This window comes from Marinovum sp. J2-8 (genome assembly GCF_055808435.1).
On record NZ_JBVVRZ010000006.1, the window covers coordinates 159,872 to 182,757 of the forward strand.

At 60.5% G+C, this 22,886-nt stretch carries 20 protein-coding genes and 2 pseudogenes; 5 read left to right on the top strand and 17 right to left on the bottom strand.

Annotation, left to right across the window (positions count from 1 at the left end; genetic code table 11):
* The first annotated feature begins 227 nt into the window (after nucleotides 1-227).
* Nucleotides 228-563, top strand: coding sequence for a DUF1801 domain-containing protein (locus tag AC0L4F_RS17730; protein ID WP_244690693.1), 336 nt, complete (start codon nucleotides 228-230; stop codon nucleotides 561-563).
* On the opposite strand, the gene AC0L4F_RS17735 is transcribed toward AC0L4F_RS17730, so the two are convergent.
* From AC0L4F_RS17735 to AC0L4F_RS17770, 8 genes and pseudogenes are all read right to left on the bottom strand, one after another.
* Nucleotides 560-1,324 carry a DeoR/GlpR family DNA-binding transcription regulator gene (locus tag AC0L4F_RS17735; protein WP_244690695.1) on the bottom strand — a complete coding sequence of 255 codons (765 nt, stop codon included), beginning with the start codon at nucleotides 1,322-1,324 and terminating at the stop codon, nucleotides 560-562. The genes AC0L4F_RS17730 and AC0L4F_RS17735 overlap by 4 nt on opposite strands.
* A gap of 99 nt (nucleotides 1,325-1,423) precedes the next feature.
* On the bottom strand, nucleotides 1,424-2,569 hold the full coding sequence (locus tag AC0L4F_RS17740) for an iron-containing alcohol dehydrogenase (protein ID WP_244690697.1): 1,146 nt from the start codon (nucleotides 2,567-2,569) through the stop codon (nucleotides 1,424-1,426).
* 3 nt (nucleotides 2,570-2,572) lie between these two features.
* On the bottom strand, nucleotides 2,573-3,949 hold the full coding sequence (locus AC0L4F_RS17745; RefSeq protein ID WP_244690699.1) for an aldehyde dehydrogenase family protein: 1,377 nt from the start codon (nucleotides 3,947-3,949) through the stop codon (nucleotides 2,573-2,575).
* The gene (locus AC0L4F_RS17750; RefSeq protein ID WP_244690701.1) at nucleotides 3,946-5,310 is read right to left on the bottom strand and encodes a glutamine synthetase family protein; all 1,365 of its coding nucleotides are present in this window, start codon (nucleotides 5,308-5,310) and stop codon (nucleotides 3,946-3,948) included. The genes AC0L4F_RS17745 and AC0L4F_RS17750 overlap by 4 nt, the downstream gene beginning before the upstream one ends.
* 100 nt (nucleotides 5,311-5,410) lie before the next feature.
* Nucleotides 5,411-6,449, bottom strand: a pseudogene (locus AC0L4F_RS17755) (TRAP transporter substrate-binding protein).
* A 54-nt stretch (nucleotides 6,450-6,503) separates the two neighbouring features.
* Nucleotides 6,504-7,825: pseudogene (locus AC0L4F_RS17760) on the bottom strand (TRAP transporter large permease).
* The gene (locus tag AC0L4F_RS17765; protein ID WP_244690704.1) at nucleotides 7,822-8,406 is read right to left on the bottom strand and encodes a TRAP transporter small permease subunit; all 585 of its coding nucleotides are present in this window, start codon (nucleotides 8,404-8,406) and stop codon (nucleotides 7,822-7,824) included. The pseudogene AC0L4F_RS17760 and the gene AC0L4F_RS17765 overlap by 4 nt, the downstream one beginning before the upstream one ends.
* Nucleotides 8,403-9,191, bottom strand: a complete 789-nt coding sequence (locus AC0L4F_RS17770) for an N-formylglutamate amidohydrolase (protein ID WP_244690706.1) — start codon at nucleotides 9,189-9,191, stop codon at nucleotides 8,403-8,405. Before AC0L4F_RS17770 ends, AC0L4F_RS17765 begins: the two co-directional genes overlap by 4 nt.
* A gap of 118 nt (nucleotides 9,192-9,309) precedes the next feature.
* On the opposite strand from AC0L4F_RS17770, the gene AC0L4F_RS17775 reads away from it, so the two are divergent.
* The gene (locus tag AC0L4F_RS17775; protein WP_244690708.1) at nucleotides 9,310-10,164 is read left to right on the top strand and encodes a MurR/RpiR family transcriptional regulator; all 855 of its coding nucleotides are present in this window, start codon (nucleotides 9,310-9,312) and stop codon (nucleotides 10,162-10,164) included.
* On the opposite strand, the gene AC0L4F_RS17780 is transcribed toward AC0L4F_RS17775, so the two are convergent.
* From AC0L4F_RS17780 to AC0L4F_RS17790, 3 genes are read right to left on the bottom strand one after another with little or no spacing between them, the layout of a single operon-like run.
* Nucleotides 10,157-11,077, bottom strand: a complete 921-nt coding sequence (locus tag AC0L4F_RS17780) for a glucosamine kinase nucleotide-binding domain-containing protein (protein ID WP_244690710.1) — start codon at nucleotides 11,075-11,077, stop codon at nucleotides 10,157-10,159. The two genes, AC0L4F_RS17775 and AC0L4F_RS17780, sit on opposite strands and share 8 nt — an antisense overlap.
* 45 nt (nucleotides 11,078-11,122) lie before the next feature.
* Nucleotides 11,123-12,226 carry a Gfo/Idh/MocA family protein gene (locus tag AC0L4F_RS17785; RefSeq protein WP_244690883.1) on the bottom strand — a complete coding sequence of 368 codons (1,104 nt, stop codon included), beginning with the start codon at nucleotides 12,224-12,226 and terminating at the stop codon, nucleotides 11,123-11,125.
* Nucleotides 12,227-12,240: 14 nt separating this feature from the next.
* Nucleotides 12,241-12,987, bottom strand: coding sequence for a UTRA domain-containing protein (locus AC0L4F_RS17790; RefSeq protein WP_280520652.1), 747 nt, complete (start codon nucleotides 12,985-12,987; stop codon nucleotides 12,241-12,243).
* Between the two features lie 64 nt (nucleotides 12,988-13,051).
* Between AC0L4F_RS17790 and AC0L4F_RS17795 the strand changes: the two genes are divergently transcribed.
* From AC0L4F_RS17795 to AC0L4F_RS17805, 3 genes are read left to right on the top strand one after another with little or no spacing between them, the layout of a single operon-like run.
* Nucleotides 13,052-14,206, top strand: a complete 1,155-nt coding sequence (locus tag AC0L4F_RS17795) for an LLM class flavin-dependent oxidoreductase (RefSeq protein WP_244690715.1) — start codon at nucleotides 13,052-13,054, stop codon at nucleotides 14,204-14,206.
* The gene (locus tag AC0L4F_RS17800) at nucleotides 14,206-15,096 is read left to right on the top strand and encodes an aldo/keto reductase (protein WP_244690717.1); all 891 of its coding nucleotides are present in this window, start codon (nucleotides 14,206-14,208) and stop codon (nucleotides 15,094-15,096) included. The genes AC0L4F_RS17795 and AC0L4F_RS17800 overlap by 1 nt, the downstream gene beginning before the upstream one ends.
* Entirely contained in the window at nucleotides 15,096-15,617 is a 522-nt protein-coding gene (locus tag AC0L4F_RS17805; protein ID WP_244690719.1) for a flavin reductase family protein, read from the top strand. The genes AC0L4F_RS17800 and AC0L4F_RS17805 overlap by 1 nt, the downstream gene beginning before the upstream one ends.
* Nucleotides 15,618-15,712: 95 nt before the next feature.
* Here AC0L4F_RS17805 and AC0L4F_RS17810 read toward each other — a convergent pair whose 3' ends face one another.
* From AC0L4F_RS17810 to AC0L4F_RS17835, 6 genes are all read right to left on the bottom strand, one after another.
* Nucleotides 15,713-16,882, bottom strand: a complete 1,170-nt coding sequence (locus tag AC0L4F_RS17810; RefSeq protein ID WP_244690721.1) for a mandelate racemase/muconate lactonizing enzyme family protein — start codon at nucleotides 16,880-16,882, stop codon at nucleotides 15,713-15,715.
* A 12-nt stretch (nucleotides 16,883-16,894) separates the two neighbouring features.
* Nucleotides 16,895-18,322 (bottom strand): aldehyde dehydrogenase family protein, encoded by a 1,428-nt coding sequence (locus tag AC0L4F_RS17815; RefSeq protein WP_244690723.1) that lies wholly within the window; start codon nucleotides 18,320-18,322, stop codon nucleotides 16,895-16,897.
* A gap of 128 nt (nucleotides 18,323-18,450) precedes the next feature.
* The gene (locus tag AC0L4F_RS17820) at nucleotides 18,451-19,230 is read right to left on the bottom strand and encodes an HpcH/HpaI aldolase family protein (RefSeq protein ID WP_244690725.1); all 780 of its coding nucleotides are present in this window, start codon (nucleotides 19,228-19,230) and stop codon (nucleotides 18,451-18,453) included.
* Between the two features lie 103 nt (nucleotides 19,231-19,333).
* On the bottom strand, nucleotides 19,334-20,077 hold the full coding sequence (locus AC0L4F_RS17825) for an SDR family NAD(P)-dependent oxidoreductase (RefSeq protein ID WP_244690727.1): 744 nt from the start codon (nucleotides 20,075-20,077) through the stop codon (nucleotides 19,334-19,336).
* Complete coding sequence (locus AC0L4F_RS17830; protein WP_244690729.1) at nucleotides 20,074-21,699, bottom strand: SMP-30/gluconolactonase/LRE family protein; 1,626 nt, start codon at nucleotides 21,697-21,699, stop codon at nucleotides 20,074-20,076. Before AC0L4F_RS17830 ends, AC0L4F_RS17825 begins: the two co-directional genes overlap by 4 nt.
* 53 nt (nucleotides 21,700-21,752) lie before the next feature.
* Nucleotides 21,753-22,874, bottom strand: a complete 1,122-nt coding sequence (locus tag AC0L4F_RS17835; protein ID WP_244690731.1) for an ABC transporter ATP-binding protein — start codon at nucleotides 22,872-22,874, stop codon at nucleotides 21,753-21,755.
* Between the last annotated feature and the right edge of the window lie 12 nt (nucleotides 22,875-22,886).

The following is a 22,886-nucleotide window of genomic DNA, read 5'->3' on the forward strand; positions in this document are numbered from 1 at the left end:
TTGCACCTGCAATATGAATTGCAGGCGTCAGTTTTTTGAAGGTTTGACGAAACCCAAACGGGCCGTCATCCCCGCTTGCCATTGCCGAACGCGCGCCACAGACCTAGTCTGAACACATCCCGACAGACCGGAGCCGCCGCCGTGATCCTGCCATGACCCCACCGCCGCCAGAGGTGCAAGCCCTGTTGGATCAAATGCCCACCCCGGCATGCAACAGGCTGATGCAATTGAGAAAACTGATTTTCAATGCGGCCGATGCCAGCGCCGCCGCGCCGCTGGAGGAATGCCTGAAATGGGGTCAGCCCGCCTATCTGCCGCGCCGCAAACGGCTGGGCACAACCATTCGGCTGGGCTGGTCAGCAAAACGCCCGGACCTGTGTTCGCTCTATGTGCCGTGCAGCACCAATCTGCTGGATCAATACCGCGACCGCTTTCCCGGGCTCTTTGACTATCATGGTGCGCGCGAGGTTACCCTGCCGCTGGACGGGCCAATTGACACCGCAGCGTTGCAGCAGATGGCCGCAATGGCTCTGACCTATCACCGCATGAAAAACAGTTGCTAGTCTTTAGCGATCACCACCTCGGTGTTCCACGCAACGCAGGCCGCCGCCAGATCATCGGGCAAGGGCACATCGGTGACAAATACATCGACCTCGGACAGGGAGCCGATGCGCGCCGGGGCGCTTCGCGAAAACTTGGAATGATCCGCCACCAGAATTACCTTGCGCGATTGGCGCAGAATGGCCTGGCTGACGTTGACCTCTTGAATATCGAAATCCAGCAGGTCACCGTCACGGTCCAGCGCCGAACAGCCGATCACCGCGAGATCGAATTTGAAGCTGCGAATGGTGTCAGCCGCCAGATTGCCGACCAACCCACCATCCGCGCGGCGCAAATGGCCGCCAGTTACAATGATTTCACATTCCGGGTTATCCACCAGAATCGACGCGACATTCACGTTGTTGGTGACCACCATCATTGTCTTGTGATGGCGCAGCTCCTGGGCCACGGCCTCGGTCGAGGTGCCAATGTTCAGAAACAGCGAAATATCATCCGGCACCAGCGCCGCGCACGCCCGCGCAATGGCGGATTTCGCGGCGGGGTTCAGGGACCGGCGCTCCTCATATCCGATATTGGTTGTACCCGATGGCAGCACCGCACCGCCATGCACCCGTTCCAGCCGCCCAGAATTCGCCAGATCGGTCAGATCGCGGCGGATGGTTTGCAGCGTGACCCCAAAATGCTCCGCCAGCCCCTCGACCGTCACCTTGCCATCACGGCGGGCAATTTCGACAATCTCGGGGTGGCGAAAGGTCTGGGACACGGGCGGGCTGCTTTCTGAGTGATATGTCCTGCATCATGGCAGAACATATCGGCAAAAAGCAACCAAACGCGCGCAACCGAACATTTTACGGCGTGAATGTTACAACACCCGATCCAGCAGGGCCGCGGTTGTGTCGCGGGTCATTTCAATCGGATTTCCGCCACAGCTCGGGTCTTTCAGCGCGCCTTCCAGAATTGCGGCCCGGTCGGGATTGGTGACCCCCATGGCGGCAAGATTGGCAGGAATGCCCAAGGTGGCATTGATCTCGCCGACAAAGGCGTGGAAGCCATCAAAGCCACCATCAATCCCCAGATAGGCCGCCGCCAACGCCAGCCGGTCGGCAATGGCGGGGCGGTTGAAGTCCAGCACCGCCTGCATCACCACCGCATTCGTGGTGCCGTGATGGGTGTGATACAGCGCGCCAATAGGATGCGAAATCGCATGGATTGCGCCCAACCCTTTTTGGAACGCGGTTGCGCCCATCATCGCCGCCGACATCATATGCGCCCGCGCCTCGATATCGTCGGGGGTGGCAAAGGCACGTGGCAGATTGTCCTTGACCAGCCGCATCCCTTCCAGCGCGATGCCCTGACTGATCGGGTGATAATGCGGTGAACAATACGCCTCAAGACAATGGGCGAAGGCATCCATACCGGTCCCGGCGGTGATCATCGCGGGCATGCCAACCGTCAGCTCTGGGTCGGCGATCACAATCTGCGGCAGCACCTTGGGGTGAAAGATGATTTTCTTCTCATGGGTCACTTCATTGGTCAAAACGCTGGCGCGGCCAACCTCGGACCCGGTGCCGGCGGTGGTCGGCACGGCAATGATCGGGGCAATCACGTCGGCATCGGCGCGGGTCCACCAATCGCCAATATCCTCGAAATCCCAGACCGGGCGGGTTTGACCGGCCATAAAGGCCACCATCTTGGCCAGATCAAGGCCAGAACCGCCGCCAAAGGCGATCACCCCGTCATGCCTCCCCGCATTGTACACGGCAACGCCCGCAGTCAGGTTCGCCTCATTCGGGTTGGGATCCACGTCGGCAAAAATCGCCCGGCCAAGGCGGGCCGCCTCTAGCAGATCCAGCGTTTTCAGGGTGATCGGCAGGTTGGCCAACCCGCGATCCGTGACCAAAAGCGGCTTTGTGATCCCGGCCGTGGCACAGGCATCGGCGATCTCGGCAATCCGCCCCGCCCCGAAACGAATGGCGGTGGGGTATGACCAATTTGCAGTCAGGGACATAGTTCAGGCTTTCTTCAGATGATAGGATTTGGGCCGGGTCAACGATTGATAGCCCAGCGACGACAGCGCCGCACCGCGCCCGGTGTCCTTGCACCCGGTCCAGCACAGCGCCGGATCAAGATAATCACAGCGGTTCATGAAAATGGTGCCGGTGTCGATCCGCGCGCCAATTGCTGCGGCGCGGTCGGCGTCTGCGGTCCAAAGCGATGCGGTCAGGCCGAAATCGCTGTCGTTCATCAGCGCCACCGCTTCGTCATCCGAGGACACCGGCATGATGCCAAGCACCGGGCCAAAGCTTTCTTCGCGCATCACCGACATGTCGTGGTTGACGTTGATCAGGATCTGCGGCGCGAGGTATGCGCCACCGTCATCGGCAAACTTGCTGTCATCAATCACCCGCGTCGCGCCCTTGGCCAGCGCATCGCCAATCTGGTCGCGCACGGTACGGGCAAAGCGCACATTGGCCATCGGTCCCATCGTTGTGTCCGGGTCCAACGGATTGCCAAGGACATAACCGTCGACGACTGCTTTGGCCTTTTCCACGAAATCCTCAAACAGGCTGTCATGCACATAGACGCGTTCAATACCGCAACAACACTGGCCGGAATTGAACATCGCACCGTCGATCAGCGTATCGACAGCAGCGTCAAGGTTGGCATCGGCCATGACGTATCCGGGATCTTTGCCGCCCAGCTCTGTGCCGACGCCGGTAAAGGTGCCCGCCGCCGCGCGTTCAATCGCCCGGCCGCCGCCGACCGAACCGGTGAAATTCACAAAGCCGAAGTTGCGCCCGGAAATCAGCGCCGATGTGGTGTCATGATCCAGAAACAGGTTCTGGAACACATCCTCGGGCACGCCCGCCGCATGGAACGCCGCCGCGAGCCGTTCGCCCGCCAAAAGCGTCTGGGTCGCCCCTTTGAGCACCACGGCATTGCCAGCAATCAGCGCCGGGGCAACCGTATTGATCGCGGTCATATAGGGGTAGTTCCACGGCGACACGACCAGCACCACGCCCGCAGGTTCGCGCAGAATGCGGCGCTCGAAATTGGGACTGTCCTCGATCACCAATGGGGCCAATGCGCCCTCGGCGATATCGGCCATATAGCTGGCGCGTTCGTTCACGCCGCCGAATTCGCCGCCATAGCGCACCGGGCGGCCCATCATATGTGCCAGCTCGACCGTCACCGCGTCGCCCATCGCGCCCAGTTTCGCCACGCCAGCCCGCACCAAGGCAATGCGATCCGCCAATGGCCGTGCGGCCCATGATTTTTGCGCGATCCGCGCCTTGGCACAGGCCGCTTCGGCCGCATCCAGCGCCATCACCGGACGTTCGGCAAACACCGATCCGTCAATGGGGGAAATACATTGCAACATGGTCATGCCCTTTCAAACCCGCGTGCGATTTCCCAATCGGTCACAGCGCGGTCAAATTCTTCCAGTTCCCACTCGGCGGCGCGCGCATAGTGATCAATCACCGCATCGCCAAAGGCCGCGCGCAACATCTCTGATCCCATCATTGCCGCCCGCGCATCGCGCAGGTTTCGCGGAATGTGGTCGGCACTCTGTTTGGCATAGGCATCGCCGGTAAAGGCCGCACCCAGCGGCAATTCATCTTCGATGCCCTTCAGCCCCGCCGCCAGCATCGCGGCCTGCGCCAGATAGGGGTTCATATCCGCCCCCGGCGTGCGGCATTCCACCCGCACCCCGCGCGTGTCCGCCCCCACCAGTCGATAGGCGGCGGTGCGATTGTCGACCGACCACACCACTTGGGTCGGGGCAAAAGTGCCCTTGGCGAACCGTTTGTAGCTGTTGACATAGGGCGCCAGCAAACAGGTGTAGTCGGCGGCATATTTGATCAGCCCGGCCATGTAATGATCCATCAGCGCGGATTTGGCCAAGGGGCGGTCGGGGTCGTAAAACGCATTTGCGCCGTCCCGCCAAAGCGATTGATGCACATGCGCGGCGCTGCCGACGCGATCACGATGCCATTTCGGCAAAAAGGTCGCGGCATAGCCCTGTTGATGGGCGATTTCCTTGACCGCATGTTTGGCAATCGTGTGGTGATCGGCGGTGGCCAGCGCATCGGCGTATTTGATGTTCAGCTCTTCCTGCCCTGCCTCGGCCTCGCCCTTGGACCCCTCTACCGGCACGCCCATGGCGCGCAAATGGTTGCGGATCGGGCGCATGACCGGCTCTTCCTTGCTGGTCTGAAAGATATGGTAATCTTCGTTGTAGTTCGAAATCGGGCGCAGCGTGCGGAAACCACCATTGGCAATTTCATCATGGGTGCCGTGGAACAGGAAGAATTCCAACTCTGTCGCCGTCACCGGCGTCAGCCCCATCGCCGCCGCCCGCGCAAGTTGGGTTTTCAACATTTCGCGCGGCGCATGGGCCACCGGCGCGTGATCGTGGTGATCCAACACGTCACACAGCACCATCGCCGTCCCGTCCAACCACGGCACCGGGCGCAGGGTGGCCAGATCGGGTTTCAGGATATAATCGCCATATCCAGTGTCCCAGCTGGTGGCGGCGAAACCTTCGGGTGTGGCCATTTCCAGATCAGTGGCCAGCAAATAGGTGCAACAATGGGTCTCGCCCTCGGCGATCTCAAGAAAGGCTTCGGCATGGAACCTCTTGCCCATCAACCGGCCCTGCATGTCGATGGTGCAGGTCAGCACTGTATCAATGTCGCCGCTGGCCACCTTTTGTGTCAGCGTCTCAAGCGTCAGGGTCGGGGCCATGCGCCACACCTCATTTCTTCACGGTCGCAGCCCCGGGCATGACCCGGGGCCTCATAATATTTGACGTGAGACCCCGGATCAGGTCCGGGGTCCGTCTGGATCAGCCGTAGCGATAGGGCCGGCCAGCTTTCTGCATGTCGGCATTGTACTTCTTGATGATTTCGACGACCTTGGCCTTTGTCGGGCTTTCGGCGGCGATTTCATCCCAGAACACGGTGGCGGCCTCTTCGACCTTGGCCCATTCGGCGTCGGGGATGGTGGTCAGCTCCATCTTGGGGCCATTGACCCGCAACGATGCTTCGCCACCCCAATACCACCACTGACGATAGTAATGCGACTGGTCACAGCAGACCCGGAACAGGGTTTGCAGATCTTCGGGCAGCTCGTTCCAACGGTCCATATTGGCAAAGAACGACCCGGCCCATGCGCCGGAAATGTTGTTGGTCAGGAAGTAGTTGGTCACATCTGCCCAGCCGACGGTGTAGTCTTCGGTGATGCCCGACCATGCGATGCCGTCCAGCTCGCCGGTTTGTACCGCAACCTCGATATCCTCCCATGGCAGGGTGACCGGCACGACGCCGAATTGCGCCAGGAACCGACCGGCGGTGGGGAAGGTGAAGACCCGCTTGCCTTTCAGATCTTCCAGCGAACGGATCGGATCCTTGGTGGCGAAATGGCAGGGATCCCAGGCGCCTGCGCTGATATGTTTCACACCAACAGCCGAATATTCCTCGTCCCAGATCTCGTTCAGACCATATTGGTTGAACAACACCGGCACATCGAGGCTATAGCGCGAGGCAAAGGGGAAATAACCGCCAAAGACCGTGACATCGGTGGGCGAGGCCATGGAAATCGTCATCCGATTGCACCGCATCAATCGTGCCGCGTTGCAGCGCCCGGAACAATTCGCCCGTGGGCACCAGCTGATCGGCATAAAACAGTTCAATCTGCATGCGATCGCCAGCGATCTTGTTGAACATTTCAATCGCCGGGTCGATCACATGCGCGGCCAGTGCCGGGCCGGCATAGGTCTGCATCCGCCATGTGATCTTGCCCTGGGCAATCGCGGGTGTGGCCAGCGGCGCGGCGGCGGCCCCGGCGGCGGCAGTGGTCAAAAACTTGCGTCTGGTGGTGGTCATGAGACTTCTCCTTGTTGCAAATGATTGGTTTCCTTGGCGAAACTCTTGGTTTTGTTATTTGTCATAGACATATTCCGGCAGCCAAAGCGCGATCTGCGGGAACAGCATGATCAGGCTCAGCGCCAGCACCATCACACCCACAAACGGAATGATGGAGATATAGATGTCGCGCAGGGTGATTTCCGGCGGCGCCATCGCCCGCATCAGGAACAGGTTATAGCCAAACGGCGGCGTCATATAGGCAATTTGCGTGGTGATCGTATAAAGCACCCCATACCAGATCAGATCAAATCCCAGCGCGCCGACCAATGGCACATACAACGGCGCGACAATCACCAGCATCGCGGTGTCATCCAGAAAGGTGCCCATCAGGATGAAGCTCAGCTGCATCAGGATCAGGATGACCCAGGGGCTCAGACCCAATTGTTCGGTAAAGAGGTCCTCGATCGCGCTGACCGCGCCCAGGCCATCGAACACCGCGCCAAAGCCCAGGGCCGCCAGAATGATCCACATGAACATGCAGGAAATGCCCAGCGTCTGGCGCACCGATGTTTCGAACACCTGCCAGGACATCCGCCGTTTTGCCACCGCTGCGAAAAACGCCGCCAGCGCGCCAATCGCCGAGCTTTCCACCAGCGAGGTCCAGCCGTTCACAAAGGGCACCATCATCACCGCAAAGATCATCAGCGGCAAAAGCCCCGCGCCCAACAGGCGGATTTTCTCGGCCCGGGGCACGTCACCCGCATCGGGCAGCGCCGGGCCCAGCTTTGGTTGCAACCGACAGCGCAGCCAGATGTAGAACACAAACATCGCCGCCATCATCAGCCCCGGCAGCACGCGGCCAGCCACAATTGCCCGACCGGCTGGCGCGCAATCATCGCATAAAGCACCAGAACAACCGACGGCGGCACAAGAATGCCAAGGCTGGATCCGGCCTGAATGACCCCCGTCACCATGCGTTTGTCATAGTTCCGACGCAGCAATTCGGGCAGCGCAATCGTCGCGCCAATCGCCATCCCGGCCACAGACAGGCCGTTCATCGCGGAAATCAACACCATCAGGCCAATGGTCCCCATCGCCAGCCCGCCATTCACATTGCCGAACCAGACGTGAAACATCTTGTACAGATCATCGGCCAGCTTGCTTTCGCTCAGCACGTAGCCCATGAAAATGAACATCGGCAGCGTCAGCAACGGATACCATTTCATCAGCTTCATCGCGGCGGTGAACGGGATGTCATAGCCCCCCGTACCGCCCCAAAGCGCCAGCGCCGCAATCGCGGCAATCGCGCCGATGGCACCAAACACCCGCTGGCCGGTCAGCAGCATCAACATCATCGAGGCGAACATGAAGAGCGCGATATATTCCTGGCTCATATGCGGGCCTCCGGGATGTCATGGCCGTTCAGCCGGGCAATATCCTTGAACAATTCCGAAATCGCCTGCAACAGCATCAGGAAAAGCCCCAGAACCATGATCGCCTTGGCCGGCCAGATATAGGGCCGCCATGCGGTGGACGACCGTTCCAGACGGCCAATTTCCTCGGACCCGGTCAGAAGTCCGGCGAAAAATCCCAGTGGATCAAGCCCCCAGTAGCCCAGCGAATAGGCGGTCGAGCCAAGCCCGCCATAAAGCAGCACAGCCAGATAGAAGATCAAAAAGAAGACGGTCATACAGTCAATCGCCGCTTTGCGCCGCGTGCTCCAGCCGCCGTAAAACAGATCCATGCGCACGTTCGATCCCATCTGGATCGCATAAGGCCCGCCAATCATGTAATAGGCGACCATGGCAAATTGCGCGACTTCCAACGTCCAGAGCGAAGGCAGGAAAAAGGTCTTGGAAATCGACGACCACAGCAGGATCGCCATCATCACGAACAAACCATACATGGCCAGCCGCCCGATGCGGCGGTTGATGGCATCCACCACGCGGACATAGCCCAGAAGCACAGCGATCATGCCGCCGCCCCGCTTTGGTAACTGGTCAATGTCTGTCTGATCCAGGGTGCCAGAAGATCGGCCATCGCCGCCTGATCCGCAGCGGTGGTCAGCAAATCATTGCGGATTTCCAGCATGACAGAGGGCAGGCCATTGACCGCCCCGTGCAGGTCCAGCGTATGCGCCACACCGTCGGCGGCGCTGTAGGGGTCGTTCAATCGGGTCACATATTCCAGCCCTTCTGGCGCATTGCGCAGCATCGCCTCGGCAAATTTGGCATCGCGGCCATGCAACAGGCCAATCTGGACGTCGCGCGGCACGCCGCGATAGCGCGGCGTAAAGGAATGCACCGTCACCAGCAGCGCCAGCGCCCTGCGCCGTGCCGCGATTTCATCGGCAAGCCGCGCGCGAAACGGCAGATACACCGTATCAATCCGCGCTTGACGTTCCGCGCCGCTCATCATTGCGTTGCCGGGAATATCATACACCTCGCTGGCGGCAGGGATGGCATCCCGCGCCTCTGGCGGGCGGTTGCAATCATAAACCAGCCGCGACACGCAGCCATGCACCAGGGGCGCCGCCAGCTGTGCGGCCAGCCCCGTCGCCACACCCAGCGCACCGGGGTCCCAGGCGACATGGGTGTCCAACACCGCCCGGTCCAACCCCAATCCGCCAAAACCGGCCGGCATCGCGTTAGAGGCATGTTCACAGACCAAAAGAATATCTGCCGCCGCCGGGGCGTCCACGACCCGCACAACCGGGCCAAAATCTGTGCCAAAACTGGAATCGTTGCGTGCTGTACTCATATGTAAAATATTCTCCAGCCCATCGAAGACTGTCAAGATTGTTTCTGAAACGAATTGAAAAGTCCTGTCACGACCTGAAACTTCTGCTACCATTGCTGGAAAAATATGCGGAAGACCGATGTCGATTGCCGAAAAAATCCAAGGGAAGACCGGCGAAATGACCCGGTCAGAGCTTCAGCTGGCGGAAACCATTCTGAACGATTACCCGATCTCTGGTCTGGGCAGCATTACCGAAATCGCGGAAAAGGCCGGGGTGTCGACGCCGACGGTGTTGCGGATGGTGCGCAAGCTGGGGTTTGGCGGCTATACGGATTTTCAATCCTCGCTGCGCGCTGAGCTGGGCGAGGTGATTTCCAACCCGATTGCCAAACACACCGCCTGGAAATCCGATCTGCCGGACCAGCATATCATTTCGCGCTATTCGCGCGCGGCCTCGGACAACCATCGCGCCACGATGGAACATCTCGATCTGGCGCAATTCGATGCCCTGTGCCAGCTGATTGCCGACCGCGAGCGGCGGGTTTTCATTGCCGGTGGGCGTATCACCGGGGCGCTGGCGCAATATATGTACCTGCATCTTCAGATGATCCGCCCCGATGTCCGCTTGCTGCCGGGCAATTCGGCCTGGGCGCATGATCTGCTCGATATTCGCACCGATGATCTGTTGATCGTGTTTGATGTGCGGCGTTATCAGAATGATTCCTTGTTGATGGCCCAAATGGCCGCAGACCGGGGTGCGGTGCTGGCCCTGTTTACCGATCAATGGCGGTCGCCGATCCATCGTCTGGCACGGCTGACCTTTGGGGCGCGGATCGCGGTGCCCTCGGCCTGGGATACCAATCTGGCGCTGATGCTGTTGGTTGAATGCACCATCGCGGCGGTTCAGGAAATGCTGTGGGACAGCGTCAAAGAGCGCACCGATGCGCTGGAAACCGCGTTTGATCAGACAAAGCTGTTTCGCAAATTCACCTGAGAGGCCGCTTTTTCGCCGCTTGATCCCGCCGGTCGCGCGCCAGCGCCAGCGCCCCGTCCAACGCCGTTCCGGCCAGTGGCACATGCCGATCGCGCGCCTCCTGTGGCAGGAAAGCGGCATAATGCGGCCCCAATCCGCCCCCCAGACAGAGGACATCACCGCCTCCAAGCCTCAGCACCCTGAGCGCGCGGATCAGATGGTCTGCGCCGCGTTGCATCAACAGCTTGGCCACGGCATCGCCGGTGGTTTCTGCGGCCACAATGCCCATCGCATATCCGGCATACTCGGCGGGCCGCGCCCGGGTGGCAAAATCGACGATCCGGGCCGGATCATTGCCAAACTCGGCCAGGACCGTCGCGGTCAGGTCACTGCCCTCGGCCAAACCGTCCACCACCAGCAGGACATGTTCCAACAATGCCCGCCCCAGCCAGGCGCCAGAACCATGATCGCTGAGGTTCAACCCCCAGCCCCCGATCCGGCGAATGTCACCAGCACGCCGCACCGCCAGCAAAGCCCCCGTGCCAATCGCCAGCAGCACACCGTCACGCGGGCCAAGCGCCCCGGCCAGTGAGGTCACGCAATCATCGCTGACAATTGTCCCCTGCGGCGGCAGGGCAATTTGCGATGACAATGCGGTGGTGATTTCAGTGCCGGTCTCTGGCCCCAGCACCCCGGCCAAGCCGATATGGGCCACCGCGTCATGCAGCACAGCTGGTGCCAACCCGGCATCTTTGATCGCGGCCATCACCGCCGCGGCGACATTGGCAATCGCCTGCGCCAGATCCGTGGTGGCATTGGCCGGTCCCGCCGCCCCCTGCCCGATCATGCGCCCCGACGGGTCTGCGACGGCGGCCCGACAACCGGTGCCGCCACCATCCACACCAATCAGATATCTTGCATTGTTCTGGGTCATCCCAGTCTTCTAGACCAAGCCATGCGCCGCCAAAAGCCCAGGGTTCTAGGCCAGATCGGCCATCAACACCGCCGCCCCGGTCGCAATCGACTGTTGCGCAGCCTGCCCCATGCGCACGGCCCAGGCCCCGTCGTTCAACGTCACCTCGGGGTCGGCGGTGCCGCGCACGACCTCCAGAAATCTTTGGTGTTGATAGAACGTCGATCCGTTGTGATCACCGGCCTCCAGCAATGCGGCCGGCACCGGGATGTCGCGATCCACCGGCCCTTTGGGATTGCGCGGGCTGATGATCAGACGCGGCACCGGCGCAGGCCCCAGATCCTCTGGCCAGAACCGCCCCGGCCCCGGCACCAGCGCCTCGATCTTGCCCGCCGGACCCACGGCCGAGACCTCCTCCTGATAGCGCGCGCCTTCGGCAAACATGCACAATTCCAGCATGGCCCGCGCGCCATTTTCAAAATCAACAATCACATACCCATGGTCGAGGATATCCGGCACCTCGCCGTCATAGCTTTCCCCAAGATGGTTCGCGGCCTGCCCGCCGGATGCCATCACCCGCAGCGGATCGGACCCAAGGATAAGCCGCATCAAATCAAAGAAGTGGCAACATTTTTCCACGAATGTGCCGCCGGAATTGCGGTTGAAGCGGTTCCAGTTGCCGACCTTTTCCAGAAACGGAAACCGGTGCTCGCGGATCGTCAGCATGCGCACACCGCCGGTGGCCGCTTCGGCCGCCTCAAGCAGGGCGGTGATCGGCGGCATATACCGGTATTCCATCGCCACCCAGACCGGCGCGGCATAGCTGTCGCGAAACGCGGTCAACCGCGCGAAATCCGCCGGATCGGTAAACAGCGGCTTTTCCACCAGGATCGGCAGGGTGCGGCTGGCGGCGATCTCTTCCAACTGCGCCATATGGCAATGGTTGGGGCTGACGATCACCAGACACGCCAGATCCTCGATCGCCAAAAGGTCCGCGATGGTTTCCACCAGCACCGCATCGGGGGCCAAAGCGGCGGCGGTCCGCGCCATGGCGGCATCCGGTTCAAAAATCGCCGCCACCTGAGCGCCATCCAGCAATGCAATATTGCGCAGATGTTCCTGCCCCATCATGCCACAGCCGATGATACCGTATTTCACGATCTGCGCCATGCGCTGCTCCTTTTTCATTTTAACCTCTGCACATAGATCGCCCGCGTCGGATCGAACCATGTGCGCGAAAATTCCACGGCTGCGGCGGGTTCGGCCCAGCTGAACCGTTCGATATAACCCACCGTTGCGCCGGGGGGATGGGAAAACGCCGCCAGCGCCCATTCGGGCACCTGACCAATCGACACCCGGTCCTCGGCCCGGCGGATCCAGAACCCCAGTCGGGCCTTGTAGTAGCGATAGAGCGAGTCTGACAACAGCGCCGGGTCGATGATTCCCGCCGCGCCGTCCAGCCAGATTTCTTCGACCGCGATGATTGTATCATTCAGATAGCGCAGCCGCCGGACCCGCGATGCATGTGTCGCACTGCCAAACGTCGGCAGATCCGCAGGTTTGTCCATGTGATCCACCGCCAGCACATCGGCGCGCGGCAACCCGCCGCCCTGGGGCAATTCAAGCCGGAACATCGCATAGATGCTGCTGCTTGGCGCGCCGTCGCGGATGTAATTGCCAGAGCCCTGAACACGTTCCAGCATGTCCTTTTTTTCCAGCTCGCGGAGCGACTTGCGCAATGTTCCGACCGAAACCCCCAGCTCTGCCGCCATCTCGCGCTCTGGCGCGAGCCGCTCGCCGTCGATCAGACGCCCGGCCGCGATATCGCGGATCAGCATTTCCGCAATCTCGATATAGACAGGCAGGGCAGTGGCGTTGCGGGCGGATCTGGGCACGGGCTTCACAGGTTTGCAGGAAAATTGATACACCATTGATCTACATCAAAGCGCCTGTTATGCAAGTGGAAATACAATTCCAACCCCCGGAGCCACCCATATGACAATCGTTCCCGTCACCTCTGCCGATCTCGACGCGGTCGAAGTGTCGTGGTTTTCCGCGCTCTGCTCGGATGACTATCAATTCCTTGGCGTGCCGGATGGCGCGTTGCGGTCAAGCTGGGACCATTGTTCGGCGATCGTAAAAGAGGCCGAGGCGCAAGGGTTCCGCAATATCCTCTGCCCGTCATCCTATCAGGTGGGTCAGGACACCCTGTCCTTTGTCGCCGGATGTGCGCCGATCACCGAAAAAATCAACATGCTGGCCGCCGTGCGCTGTGGCGAGATGCAGCCCATCATGCTGGCGCGGACGCTGGCGACGCTGGACCACATGTTGAAGGGGCGGTTGACGGTCAATATCATTTCGTCCGATTTCCCCGGCCAGAAAGAGGACAGCGCCTATCGCTATCAACGCTCGCGCGAGGTGGTGGAAATTCTGAAACAGGCCTGGACGCAGGACGAAATCAATTACAAAGGCGAGGTCTATGATTTTGCCGGGCTGACCACCGATCCGGTGCGCCCTTACCAGACCGGTGGTCCGCTTCTCTATTTCGGCGGCTATTCCCCCGATGCGCTGCAACTCTGCGGCGAACATTGCGACGTGTATCTGATGTGGCCAGAGACCAAGGATCAACTGGCCGAGCGGATGAAAGCGGTGCATGCGGTGGCCGAGGAAAAGGGCCGCACGCTGGATTATGGTCTGCGCGTCCACATGATCGTGCGCGATACCGAGGCCGAGGCGCGTGAATATGCCGATTACATCGTGTCGAAACTGGATGACGAATACGGCCAATTGATCCGTGACCGGGCGCTGGATTCCACCTCGCTTGGGGTGTCGCATCAGGCCAAGGCGCGTGAGCTGGCCGATAAATTCGGCTATGTCGAACCCGGTCTGTGGACCGGTGTGGGCCGGGCGCGGTCCGGCTGTGGTGCGGCGCTGGTCGGATCAACCGATCAGGTCATGAGCAAGATCGAAGACTACCGCAAGATGGGCATGCGCGCCTTTATCTTCTCTGGCTATCCGCATCTGGAAGAGGCCCGCCATTTTGGCGCCCGCGTGCTTCCCAACCTCAACACCTGTTCGCTGCCACATGCCTATGGCCGCGTCCCCGACACCACCCCGGCGACCCCGCTGGGCACAGGAGAACGCCGCTGATGGATCGCGTACAAATCACCAAAGACCTTGATTTCAGCCGCATTGTTTATGGCATGTGGCGCTTGGGCGACGATGCCGATACCACGCCCGCGCATGTCGAGGCCAAGATCAAATCCTGTCTTGATCAGGGGATTACCACGCTGGATCAGGCCGACATCTATGGCGGTTATGCGGCCGAGGCGGTGTTGGGCTGTGCATTCCGCGCCAACCCCGGATTGCGCAACAGCGTCGAGATCGTGACCAAATGCGATATTGTCGCGCCGGTGGGGCGTTATGCCGATGTGCCGGTGAAATACTATGACACCAGCCGCGCCCATATCGAAAAATCCGTCGACCTGTCGCTTGCCGACATGGCCATCGACCATATCGACCTGTTGCTGATCCACCGTCCCGATCCCTTTATGGACCACCATGAAACCGGGGCGGCGCTGGATGATCTGGTGGCCTCGGGCAAGGTGCGCGCCGTGGGCGTGTCGAATTTCCGCCCCTGGGACTGGTCCCTGTTGCAATCGGCAATGAAGACCCCGCTGGCCACCAACCAGATCGAGATTTCTCTGGCCGAGATCGCGCCCTTTACCAATGGCGACCTCGCGTTTCACCAACAGCACGGCAATCCCGTGATGGCATGGTCGCCGCTTGGCGGTGGCAGCCTGATGGCGGCGGACAGCGCCGCAGGCAAGGTTGCGGATGAAATCGCCACCGAATTCGGCGTTGATCGTGCCGCCGTTGCGGTTGCCTTCCTTCTGGCGCATCCCGCGCAAATCCTGCCGGTCATGGGCACCAACAACCTGACCCGCATCGCCCAGATTTCAGACGCGCTGAAGGTCAAACTTGATCGCCAAAACTGGTTCCGGCTGTACGAAGCCGCCCTGGGACAAGAGGTCGCTTGATGAACGCCATGACACATTTCGCTGATATGGATCGGCATTTTTCACCGGCATTGGAAGACCCGCGCGCCCTGCGCGATGCTTTTGGCAAATTTGCCACCGGGGTGACAATCATCACCTGCAACAGCGACGAAGGGCCGGTGTGCATCACCGCCAACAGCTTCTCTTCGCTGTCGCTTGATCCGGCGTTGGTGATGTGGGCGGCGGGCGTGACATCGCGCCGGTTCCCCTATTTCCGCGAAGCCCAGCATTATGCGGTGCATGTGCTGTCAGCAGAGCAAACCGAGCTGTGCTTTGCCTGTTCGCGCGATGCCTTTGCCCTGCGTGATTTGCCGCATGCGACCAGCGCCAGCGGCGTGCCGCTGCTGGCTGGCTGTCTGGCGCGGTTTGAATGCGACGCCTTTGCCAATCATCCCGCTGGTGATCACCGGATCTTTGTCGGTCAGGTCACCAATGTCGGGATCACCGACGGCGATGCGCTGGCGTTTTACGCCGGGAAATTCGGCGAAATGGCCGACCAATAGGCGCCGTTTCGCCGGGGGTTTGCCCCCCCTGTGATGGTGTGCGCCAGAATAACCTGCCGCACCGCAAGTTGCGCGATGCGACGGTCAGATTTCTATCAGATGTCCATTGCGTATTTGCGCAGGAAATCGCGGTCCGGCTCGACCCCCAGACCGGGACCGGTCGGGATCACGATCTTGCCGCCGTTGCGCGCGACCTGACCCTGGATGTTCAACGGTTCCGCCAACATGTGATCGCGGAACCGGTTTTCCGTGGTGTCAAATTCCAACCACGGCTCACGCGGGAACAAACCGCCGGGCATTGGCGGCATCGCCGCCAGCAATTGCAGGTTGGTCGCCACCGCAATGGCCGAGCCCCAGACATGGTTGAACACCGGGGTGAAATGCGCGTGACACAAGGCCAGGACCCGCAGATATTCGGTGATCCCGCCCAATGCGCAGACCTCGGGCTGGGCAATGTCCAACCCGCGATTTTCCAGAATCGCCCGCCAGCCCCAGCGATTGAATTCCGCTTCGCCGCCGGAAATGTTGACCTTTAGCCCGGCGCGCAATTCGCGGTAACCATCATGGTCTTCGGGCGCGACCGGCTCTTCGAACCAGAACGCCCCGAGGTCTTCCAACGCGCGTCCGACATAAAACGCATCCGCAGTGTTATAGGCATGGTTGGCGTCGGCCATGAAATCGAAATCATCGCCCACACCGCGCCGCACCGCTTCGGCCAGTTTGACGTCGTCCTTTGCACCCAGCCCGATCTTCATCTTGGTGGCGGCAAAGCCCATGCCCTTGATCGCGGCGGCCTCATCCACGAACCGCGCCACATGATCCGCCACGCTTTCGCGTTTCAGCATCATGCCATAACCATATGCGCCCACTTCGCTGCGATGGGCACCGCCGATCAATTTGTGGATCGGCTGGCCCGTGATCTTGCCCGCAATATCCCAAAGCGCGATATCGACGCCGGACAGCGATTGCAGCGGCATTCCCTTTTGGCCGTGGTCGCGCAACAGGTTGTAAACCTTGTGCCAGATCACATCGCGGTCCATCGGGTCCATGCCCAGAACCAGCGGCTGAATGACCTTTTCCACAATGGTCTTGTTGGCGATGGCGACATTGCCGGGGCCAAAACATTCGCCCCAGCCGGTGATGCCTTCGTCGGTTTCCACCTCGACAATATGGGCCGTACGCTTGGCATAATATTGCTGCGAATAGCCCAATTCCTCGGGCATGTCGCATTGCAGAACGTGGCTGGTGATACGGGTGATTTTCATCTTTGGGCTCCTTTAAACCAGCGCGCGGCTGATACGTTTGACGACGAGGTAATCGTTCAACGCCAACCGAGAGCAATCATGGCCAATGCCCGATTGTCCGATGCCGCCATGCGGTAGATAGATGTCGTATTTCACCCCGTTGACCTGCACCTCTCCATAGCGCAATCCGTGCGCCATCTGTTCGGCCAGTGCCAGATCGGCGGTAAAGATATAAGAGGCCAACCCGCCTTCGTCGCCTTCGTTGGCGCGGTCGAGGATGGTGTCGCGGTCGTCAAACGGGATCAGGCTGACCACCGGGCCAAAGATTTCATTCTGATAGATCTGCATCTCGGCGGTGACACCGTCCAGCACCGTGGGCGCAAGGAAATGACCCTTTTCCAACCCGGCCGGGCGATCGCCCCCCGCCAGAACGGTTGCGCCCTTGGCCACCGCATCGTCGATCAGACCCTTGACCCGTTTCCAGGCGCGGCCATCAATCATCGGCCCGGTCAGAATATCGGCGTTGCGGTCAAATCCGACCTTGGCCGCCTTGGCGCGCGCCACCACCTTGTCGCGGAATGCGTCATAGACGCCACGTTCGACAAACACCCGGTTCGGGGTCACACAGATCTGGCCTGCGTTGTTGAATTTCACGGTGGTCACAATATCCGCCGCGCGATCCAGATCGGCATCGTTGAACACCAGAACCGGCGCATTGCCGCCCAGCTCCATCGAGAATTTCTTGATCGAGGTCGCGGCGGTCTTCATCAAATGCTTGCCGGTGTTGGTCGAACCGATCAACGTGATGACATTGGGAATGGTCGAAGCCGCCAGCGCATCGGAGGGGCCATAGCCATCGGTCGTCAGGATGTTGACCACCCCGGCCGGCAGGCCGATCTGGTGGCACAATTCGCCCACCGCATAGGCCGACACCGGCGTCGCCGCTGACGGGCGAATGACAATCGGACAGCCCGCCGCCATCGCCGGGGCGATTTTATACGCCAGGTTCAACAGCGGAAAATTCCACGCCAGATAGGCCACGGCCACACCCGCCGGTTCATAGACAATGCGGTGATCATGGGCGCCTTCAAGATCGCGCAGCGTTTCGTCATGCACGCGCTGGATTTCTTCGGCATAGAATTTCAGCGACCGTTCCAGCAGATCGAAATCTTCCTGCGTGCCACCCCAGGGCTTGCCCATCTCCTGATGGATGCAATCGCGCAGCATGTCTTCGTTTGCGATCACCGCATCGCGCAGCTTCAACATCCAGCGCTGGCGTTCTGCAACCGGTGTTGCGGCCCATGCGGGGGCTGCGGCTTTGGCGGCCTGAAGCGCCGTTTCCACATCGTCAAGACCAGCGGCGGCCACGGTTGCAACGCGGTCCTCTGTGGCTGGGTTGATAATATCCAATGTTCCCTGGCCGTCCACAAGACCACCACCAATGTACATCTTCTTGTGCATGACCTGTTTTGGCTCCTCGATCACTTGTTTAATCATAATATGTTTATACGAAACGGGATTGGTTTGTCGACAAAAAAACGCACCCGAAAATCAGGTGCGTTCATGGGTTGTCATGGAAAGCTGGGCCGTCAGCCTTGTTTGATCTTGCCCTGGACCGTCGCCAAAAGCGTGTCGGAACCACGCGCCAGAAGGCCGGTATCTGTGCCGCAGGCCACAAAGGTGAACCCGTCGTTCAACAGGTCGGCGGCAAGTTCCACATCCGAGACCAAAGTGCCCACCGGCACCCCCATATCCATCACCCGGCGCGCCACGGGGCGGATTTCATCCCAGACCTCTTTTGACGTCGGCTGCCCCAACAGACCGATATCCGCGGCGATATCAGCCGGGCCAAAAAACAATCCCGTCACGCCATCAACCGCCGCAATGGCTTCGGCTTGTTCCAGCGCTGCACGGGTCTCGATCTGAAGCAGGACGGCGGTCTCTTTTTCGACGTTTTCCGCGTAATCCTTGACCCGGCCGAACTTCGTCGCCCGCGTTCCGCCGGCAACGCCCCTGATTCCACGGGGCGGGTACCGGGTGGCGGCGACGGCGCGCTCTGCCTCTTCCACGCTTTGAATCATCGGGAACAAGAAGCCCGGCGCGCCAATATCCATCAACCGTTTGACGGCAACCGCGTCGTTCCAATCCGGGCGCACGATGGGCACGGTGTCATAGGGGGCAAAAGCCTGTAACTGGCTAAGAACGCAGGCATAATCATTGTGCCCATGTTCCATGTCGATCAGCGCCCAATCAAATCCCGCAGGCGCGACCACCTCGGCGGCAAAATTGCTGGCCAACGAGATCCACAGACCGACCTGTTTGTCCCCACGCCGCAAGGAATGGGTGAATTCGTTTCTGGGATAATCCATAAGAGGTCCGCCTGTGTATCGAAATAAGAGCGCGCCAAGCGCGCATTATCCATACATTGATATTATCATTATCTCAATACATCAACGCGCCCGTGCCGGTATCCTAGACCACGCCACCATCGACAACGATACATTGCCCGGTGACCATACGCGCCGCATCCGAGGCCAGCCAAAGGGCGCAATCCGCAATATCTTCGGGCCGGATCAGATCGGGAATACATTGCAACGCATGGGTTTCCGCCACCCAATCCGCACCGACCTGACCGGCCACACGTTCGGTCACCACACGCCCCGGCGCGATGGCATTGGCGCGAATGCCCTGCGGCCCCAGATCCCGCGCCAATCCCCGTGTCAGACCGACAATCCCCGATTTTGCCGCGTGATAGGCCGTCAGATTCCCCGCCAGCTTCATCCAGGCGGTTGAGGACAGGTTGACGATTGCACCGCCCCCGGCCTGGGCCATATCCGGGGCGACCAGCCCGGACAAAAGCGCATGATGATCCAGATTGACCGCCATCATCCAGCGCCAATCCTCGGCTGTCAGCTGATCAAAGGGGATGCGCCGATCAACGCCCGCATTGTTGACCAGAACCGTGACCGGCCCCCGCGCCAAGACCGCTTCGGTGTGCATCGCCTTCATCGCCGCGCCATCCGCAAGGTCACAGACCTGCGGTGCGATGCCATGGGCCAAGGCCGCCGTATCCGCCAGCCCATCTGCATTCAGATCGACCGCAGTCACCTGTGCGCCCTGCGCGGCAAATGCCAGCGCCGTCGCGCGACCAATACCCGAGGCCGCGCCGGTGACCATCACATGGCGACCGGAAAATTCAGAATATGTCACGCTCATAATACAACCTCGGACACCGGTTGCCCGGCGACATCTACATCAATGGCAAACAGGGCCCCCGACAGCGGCGCCTCTTCCAGCACACTGGCCGGCAAACGGATCGAGGCGCTGGTGATAAACAGCCGCTTCAAATCCGGGCCGCCAAAACAACAGCTTGTCGGGCGCGGCACCGGCATGTCGATTTCGCGTTTCAACCTGCCGTCAGCCCCGTAACAGGCCACACGCCAACCATCCCAGATCGCAACCCAGAGATTGCCGTCGCTGTCGACACAAAGCCCGTCGGGCTTGCCGTCGGACGGCTCCAGCGACAGGAAACTGCGGCGATTGGACAGCGCGCCAGTTTCGACGTCGAAATCATAGGCAAAGATGATCCCAAGCGCCGTATCGGTGAAATAAAACGTGCGCCCATCCGGGCTCCAGTCCAGACCGTTGGACACCTGGAACCCGCCGTCCACCGCCTTGGCCGCGTTGACGGTATCAAACCGATACAGCGACCCCGACGGCATCGAGGCATCAAGGCTCATCGAGCCGGCCCAGACCCGGCCCTTGGGGTCGGTCTTGGCGTCGTTGAACCGGTTCGAAGGCATATGGGCCTCGGGGTTATAGATCGTGTCCAGCTTGGCCGTGACCGGATCGTAATGTTCCAATCCGTTCTGGGTGACGGCGACCATGCCATTGCCCGGCCCCGGCAGCACGGCGCTGACCAGATAGGGCGCTTGCAACATGCGGTCTTCGCCACGTTTGGGATCATAAGTGTGAAAGGCCGGCGCCGCGACATCGACCCAATGCAACACGCCTTCGCGTGCGTCCCAAACCGGGCCTTCGCCAACGATGGCCCCGGCGGCGGACAGGCATTCAAGCCCTTCTTCGACATGCGCTGTACGGCGCGGATTTGGCGTAATGCTCACAGGGGCGCTTCCGATATTGCCCATGACCCGGCGCGCGGCCTCCATAAGGTCGCGACCGATCACGTGGCGGCGTTCATAAGGCAGGCGGCTGGCCAGCGCGGTGACAACAATCGCGCCATGGCCCATGCCCGGTGGTCCGCTGACCGGCACGGCGATGACAACAACGCCCTCCAGACTGCGAGAATTGGCCAGCGAATATCCCCGCGACCGGCTGATGGCGAAATCGGCCAGCAAGACGGATTGATCGTCCGACGGCAGCCGCCCGATGATGCTGTTGACCTGATGCGGTGGCATCGCCGACAGGATGGCATGGCCCGACGCGCTTTCCAGTGCTGACAATTCACGGCCGATTTCGACGCCAATGGCCAGCGGGTTGGACGGGCGGCGCACATCGACATAGATGATGCGGTCGCCCTCCATCACGGTCAGGCTGACGGTTTCGTTCAATTCCTGGGACAGGCGCAGCACCTCGGCCTCGGCCGCGGTGCGCAGGTCAAAAGACGCCATGGATTTGCCCGCCAGTTCGATCAACCGATGACCCAGCGCATAGGTTTTCAACCGCGTATCATGGCGCACATAGCCAAATTCGATCAGCGCCCCAAGCAAACGATAGAATGTCGCCTTGGGCAGACCCGACGCCGACAGCAATTCTGCCGAGGTGCCGGGCCGTCCGATGTGATCGAGGATTTCCAGGATCTGCAATCCTTTGACCAAGGTGCCGGCCCCTGGAAATCTTTCGGCTATTTTATCGAACCTGTCCAATTGCCCTACCTTGCGACTTCATGTGTATCCGGGTGGAATACATGAATTTTATCCACCGGAAAAGCGAGGCTGAGCGTATCACCGTCGTTGTAGCGATGATCGTCGATCACCCGGATCAGCATGGTCTGGGCATCGCGTTCCTCGTCATTGGCCATGACAGTGCGATCCAGTTCCAGCACATTTTCCCCCGGTGTGTGGAAATGCAGGATCTTTTCCGTGCCAAGATTTTCCACCAGCGACAGACCGACATGCGGGCCGCTGTCACCGACGCGGATATGTTCGGGGCGAATTCCGAACACCATATCGCGCCCCACAACCGAGGCACAGTGATCCGGCAGGGCAATCTCCTGGCCGCCAAAGCGGGTGACGGGACCGCGCGCGCCGGTTTCGACCCGACCATGGAAAAAGTTCATGCCGGGCGAGCCGATAAAGCCCGCCACAAAGATATTCTTTGGAGAGTGGAACAGGTCTTCGGCGCTGCCGATTTGCTGGATCAGCCCGCCGCGCATCACCACGATTTTATCCGCCATGGTCAGGGCTTCGGTCTGGTCGTGGGTGACATAGATCGTGGTCACCCCAAGACGTTTTTGCAGCTTGACGATTTCCGACCGCGTCTGCACCCGCAGTTTCGCATCCAGATTGGACAAGGGTTCATCCATCAGGAATGCCTTGGGCTCGCGCACAATGGCCCGTCCCAGCGCCACCCGCTGACGTTGACCGCCCGACAGGGCGCGGGGCTTGCGGTCCAGATAGGGCGTCAGCTCCAGCACCCGCGCGGCCTCTTCCACGCGGGAATTGATGGCGTCGGCGGGCATTCCGGCCATTTTCAGACCAAAGCCGATATTCTTGCGCACCGACATATGCGGATAGAGCGCATAGTTCTGAAACACCATTGCGATGTCGCGTTTGCCGGGGCCAAGTTCGGTGACATCGCGGCCGCCGATCTGGATTGTGCCGCCCGATGTGGCCTCCAGCCCCGCCAGCATCTTCAGCGCAGTGGATTTGCCACAGCCCGACGGCCCGACAAAGACACAGAATTCACCATCCTCGATATGCAGGTTGAAATCGCTGATGGCCTCGACGCCACCATAGTTCTTTTTGATATGTTCAAATTCGACGGTTGCCATGGTTTTGCTCCG

Coding starts and splice junctions, on each gene's coding strand:
- AC0L4F_RS17740 (WP_244690697.1), bottom strand. CDS start 2,569: ATGTCCCTGACTGCAAATTGGTCATACCCCACCGCCATTCGTTTCGGG.
- AC0L4F_RS17745 (WP_244690699.1), bottom strand. CDS start 3,949: ATGACCATGTTGCAATGTATTTCCCCCATTGACGGATCGGTGTTTGCC.
- AC0L4F_RS17750 (WP_244690701.1), bottom strand. CDS start 5,310: ATGGCCCCGACCCTGACGCTTGAGACGCTGACACAAAAGGTGGCCAGC.
- AC0L4F_RS17765 (WP_244690704.1), bottom strand. CDS start 8,406: ATGATCGCTGTGCTTCTGGGCTATGTCCGCGTGGTGGATGCCATCAAC.
- AC0L4F_RS17770 (WP_244690706.1), bottom strand. CDS start 9,191: ATGAGTACAGCACGCAACGATTCCAGTTTTGGCACAGATTTTGGCCCG.
- AC0L4F_RS17775 (WP_244690708.1), top strand. CDS start 9,310: ATGTCGATTGCCGAAAAAATCCAAGGGAAGACCGGCGAAATGACCCGG.
- AC0L4F_RS17780 (WP_244690710.1), bottom strand. CDS start 11,077: ATGACCCAGAACAATGCAAGATATCTGATTGGTGTGGATGGTGGCGGC.
- AC0L4F_RS17785 (WP_244690883.1), bottom strand. CDS start 12,226: ATGGCGCAGATCGTGAAATACGGTATCATCGGCTGTGGCATGATGGGG.
- AC0L4F_RS17790 (WP_280520652.1), bottom strand. CDS start 12,987: ATGGTGTATCAATTTTCCTGCAAACCTGTGAAGCCCGTGCCCAGATCC.
- AC0L4F_RS17795 (WP_244690715.1), top strand. CDS start 13,052: ATGACAATCGTTCCCGTCACCTCTGCCGATCTCGACGCGGTCGAAGTG.
- AC0L4F_RS17800 (WP_244690717.1), top strand. CDS start 14,206: ATGGATCGCGTACAAATCACCAAAGACCTTGATTTCAGCCGCATTGTT.
- AC0L4F_RS17805 (WP_244690719.1), top strand. CDS start 15,096: ATGAACGCCATGACACATTTCGCTGATATGGATCGGCATTTTTCACCG.
- AC0L4F_RS17810 (WP_244690721.1), bottom strand. CDS start 16,882: ATGAAAATCACCCGTATCACCAGCCACGTTCTGCAATGCGACATGCCC.
- AC0L4F_RS17815 (WP_244690723.1), bottom strand. CDS start 18,322: ATGCACAAGAAGATGTACATTGGTGGTGGTCTTGTGGACGGCCAGGGA.
- AC0L4F_RS17820 (WP_244690725.1), bottom strand. CDS start 19,230: ATGGATTATCCCAGAAACGAATTCACCCATTCCTTGCGGCGTGGGGAC.
- AC0L4F_RS17825 (WP_244690727.1), bottom strand. CDS start 20,077: ATGAGCGTGACATATTCTGAATTTTCCGGTCGCCATGTGATGGTCACC.
- AC0L4F_RS17835 (WP_244690731.1), bottom strand. CDS start 22,874: ATGGCAACCGTCGAATTTGAACATATCAAAAAGAACTATGGTGGCGTC.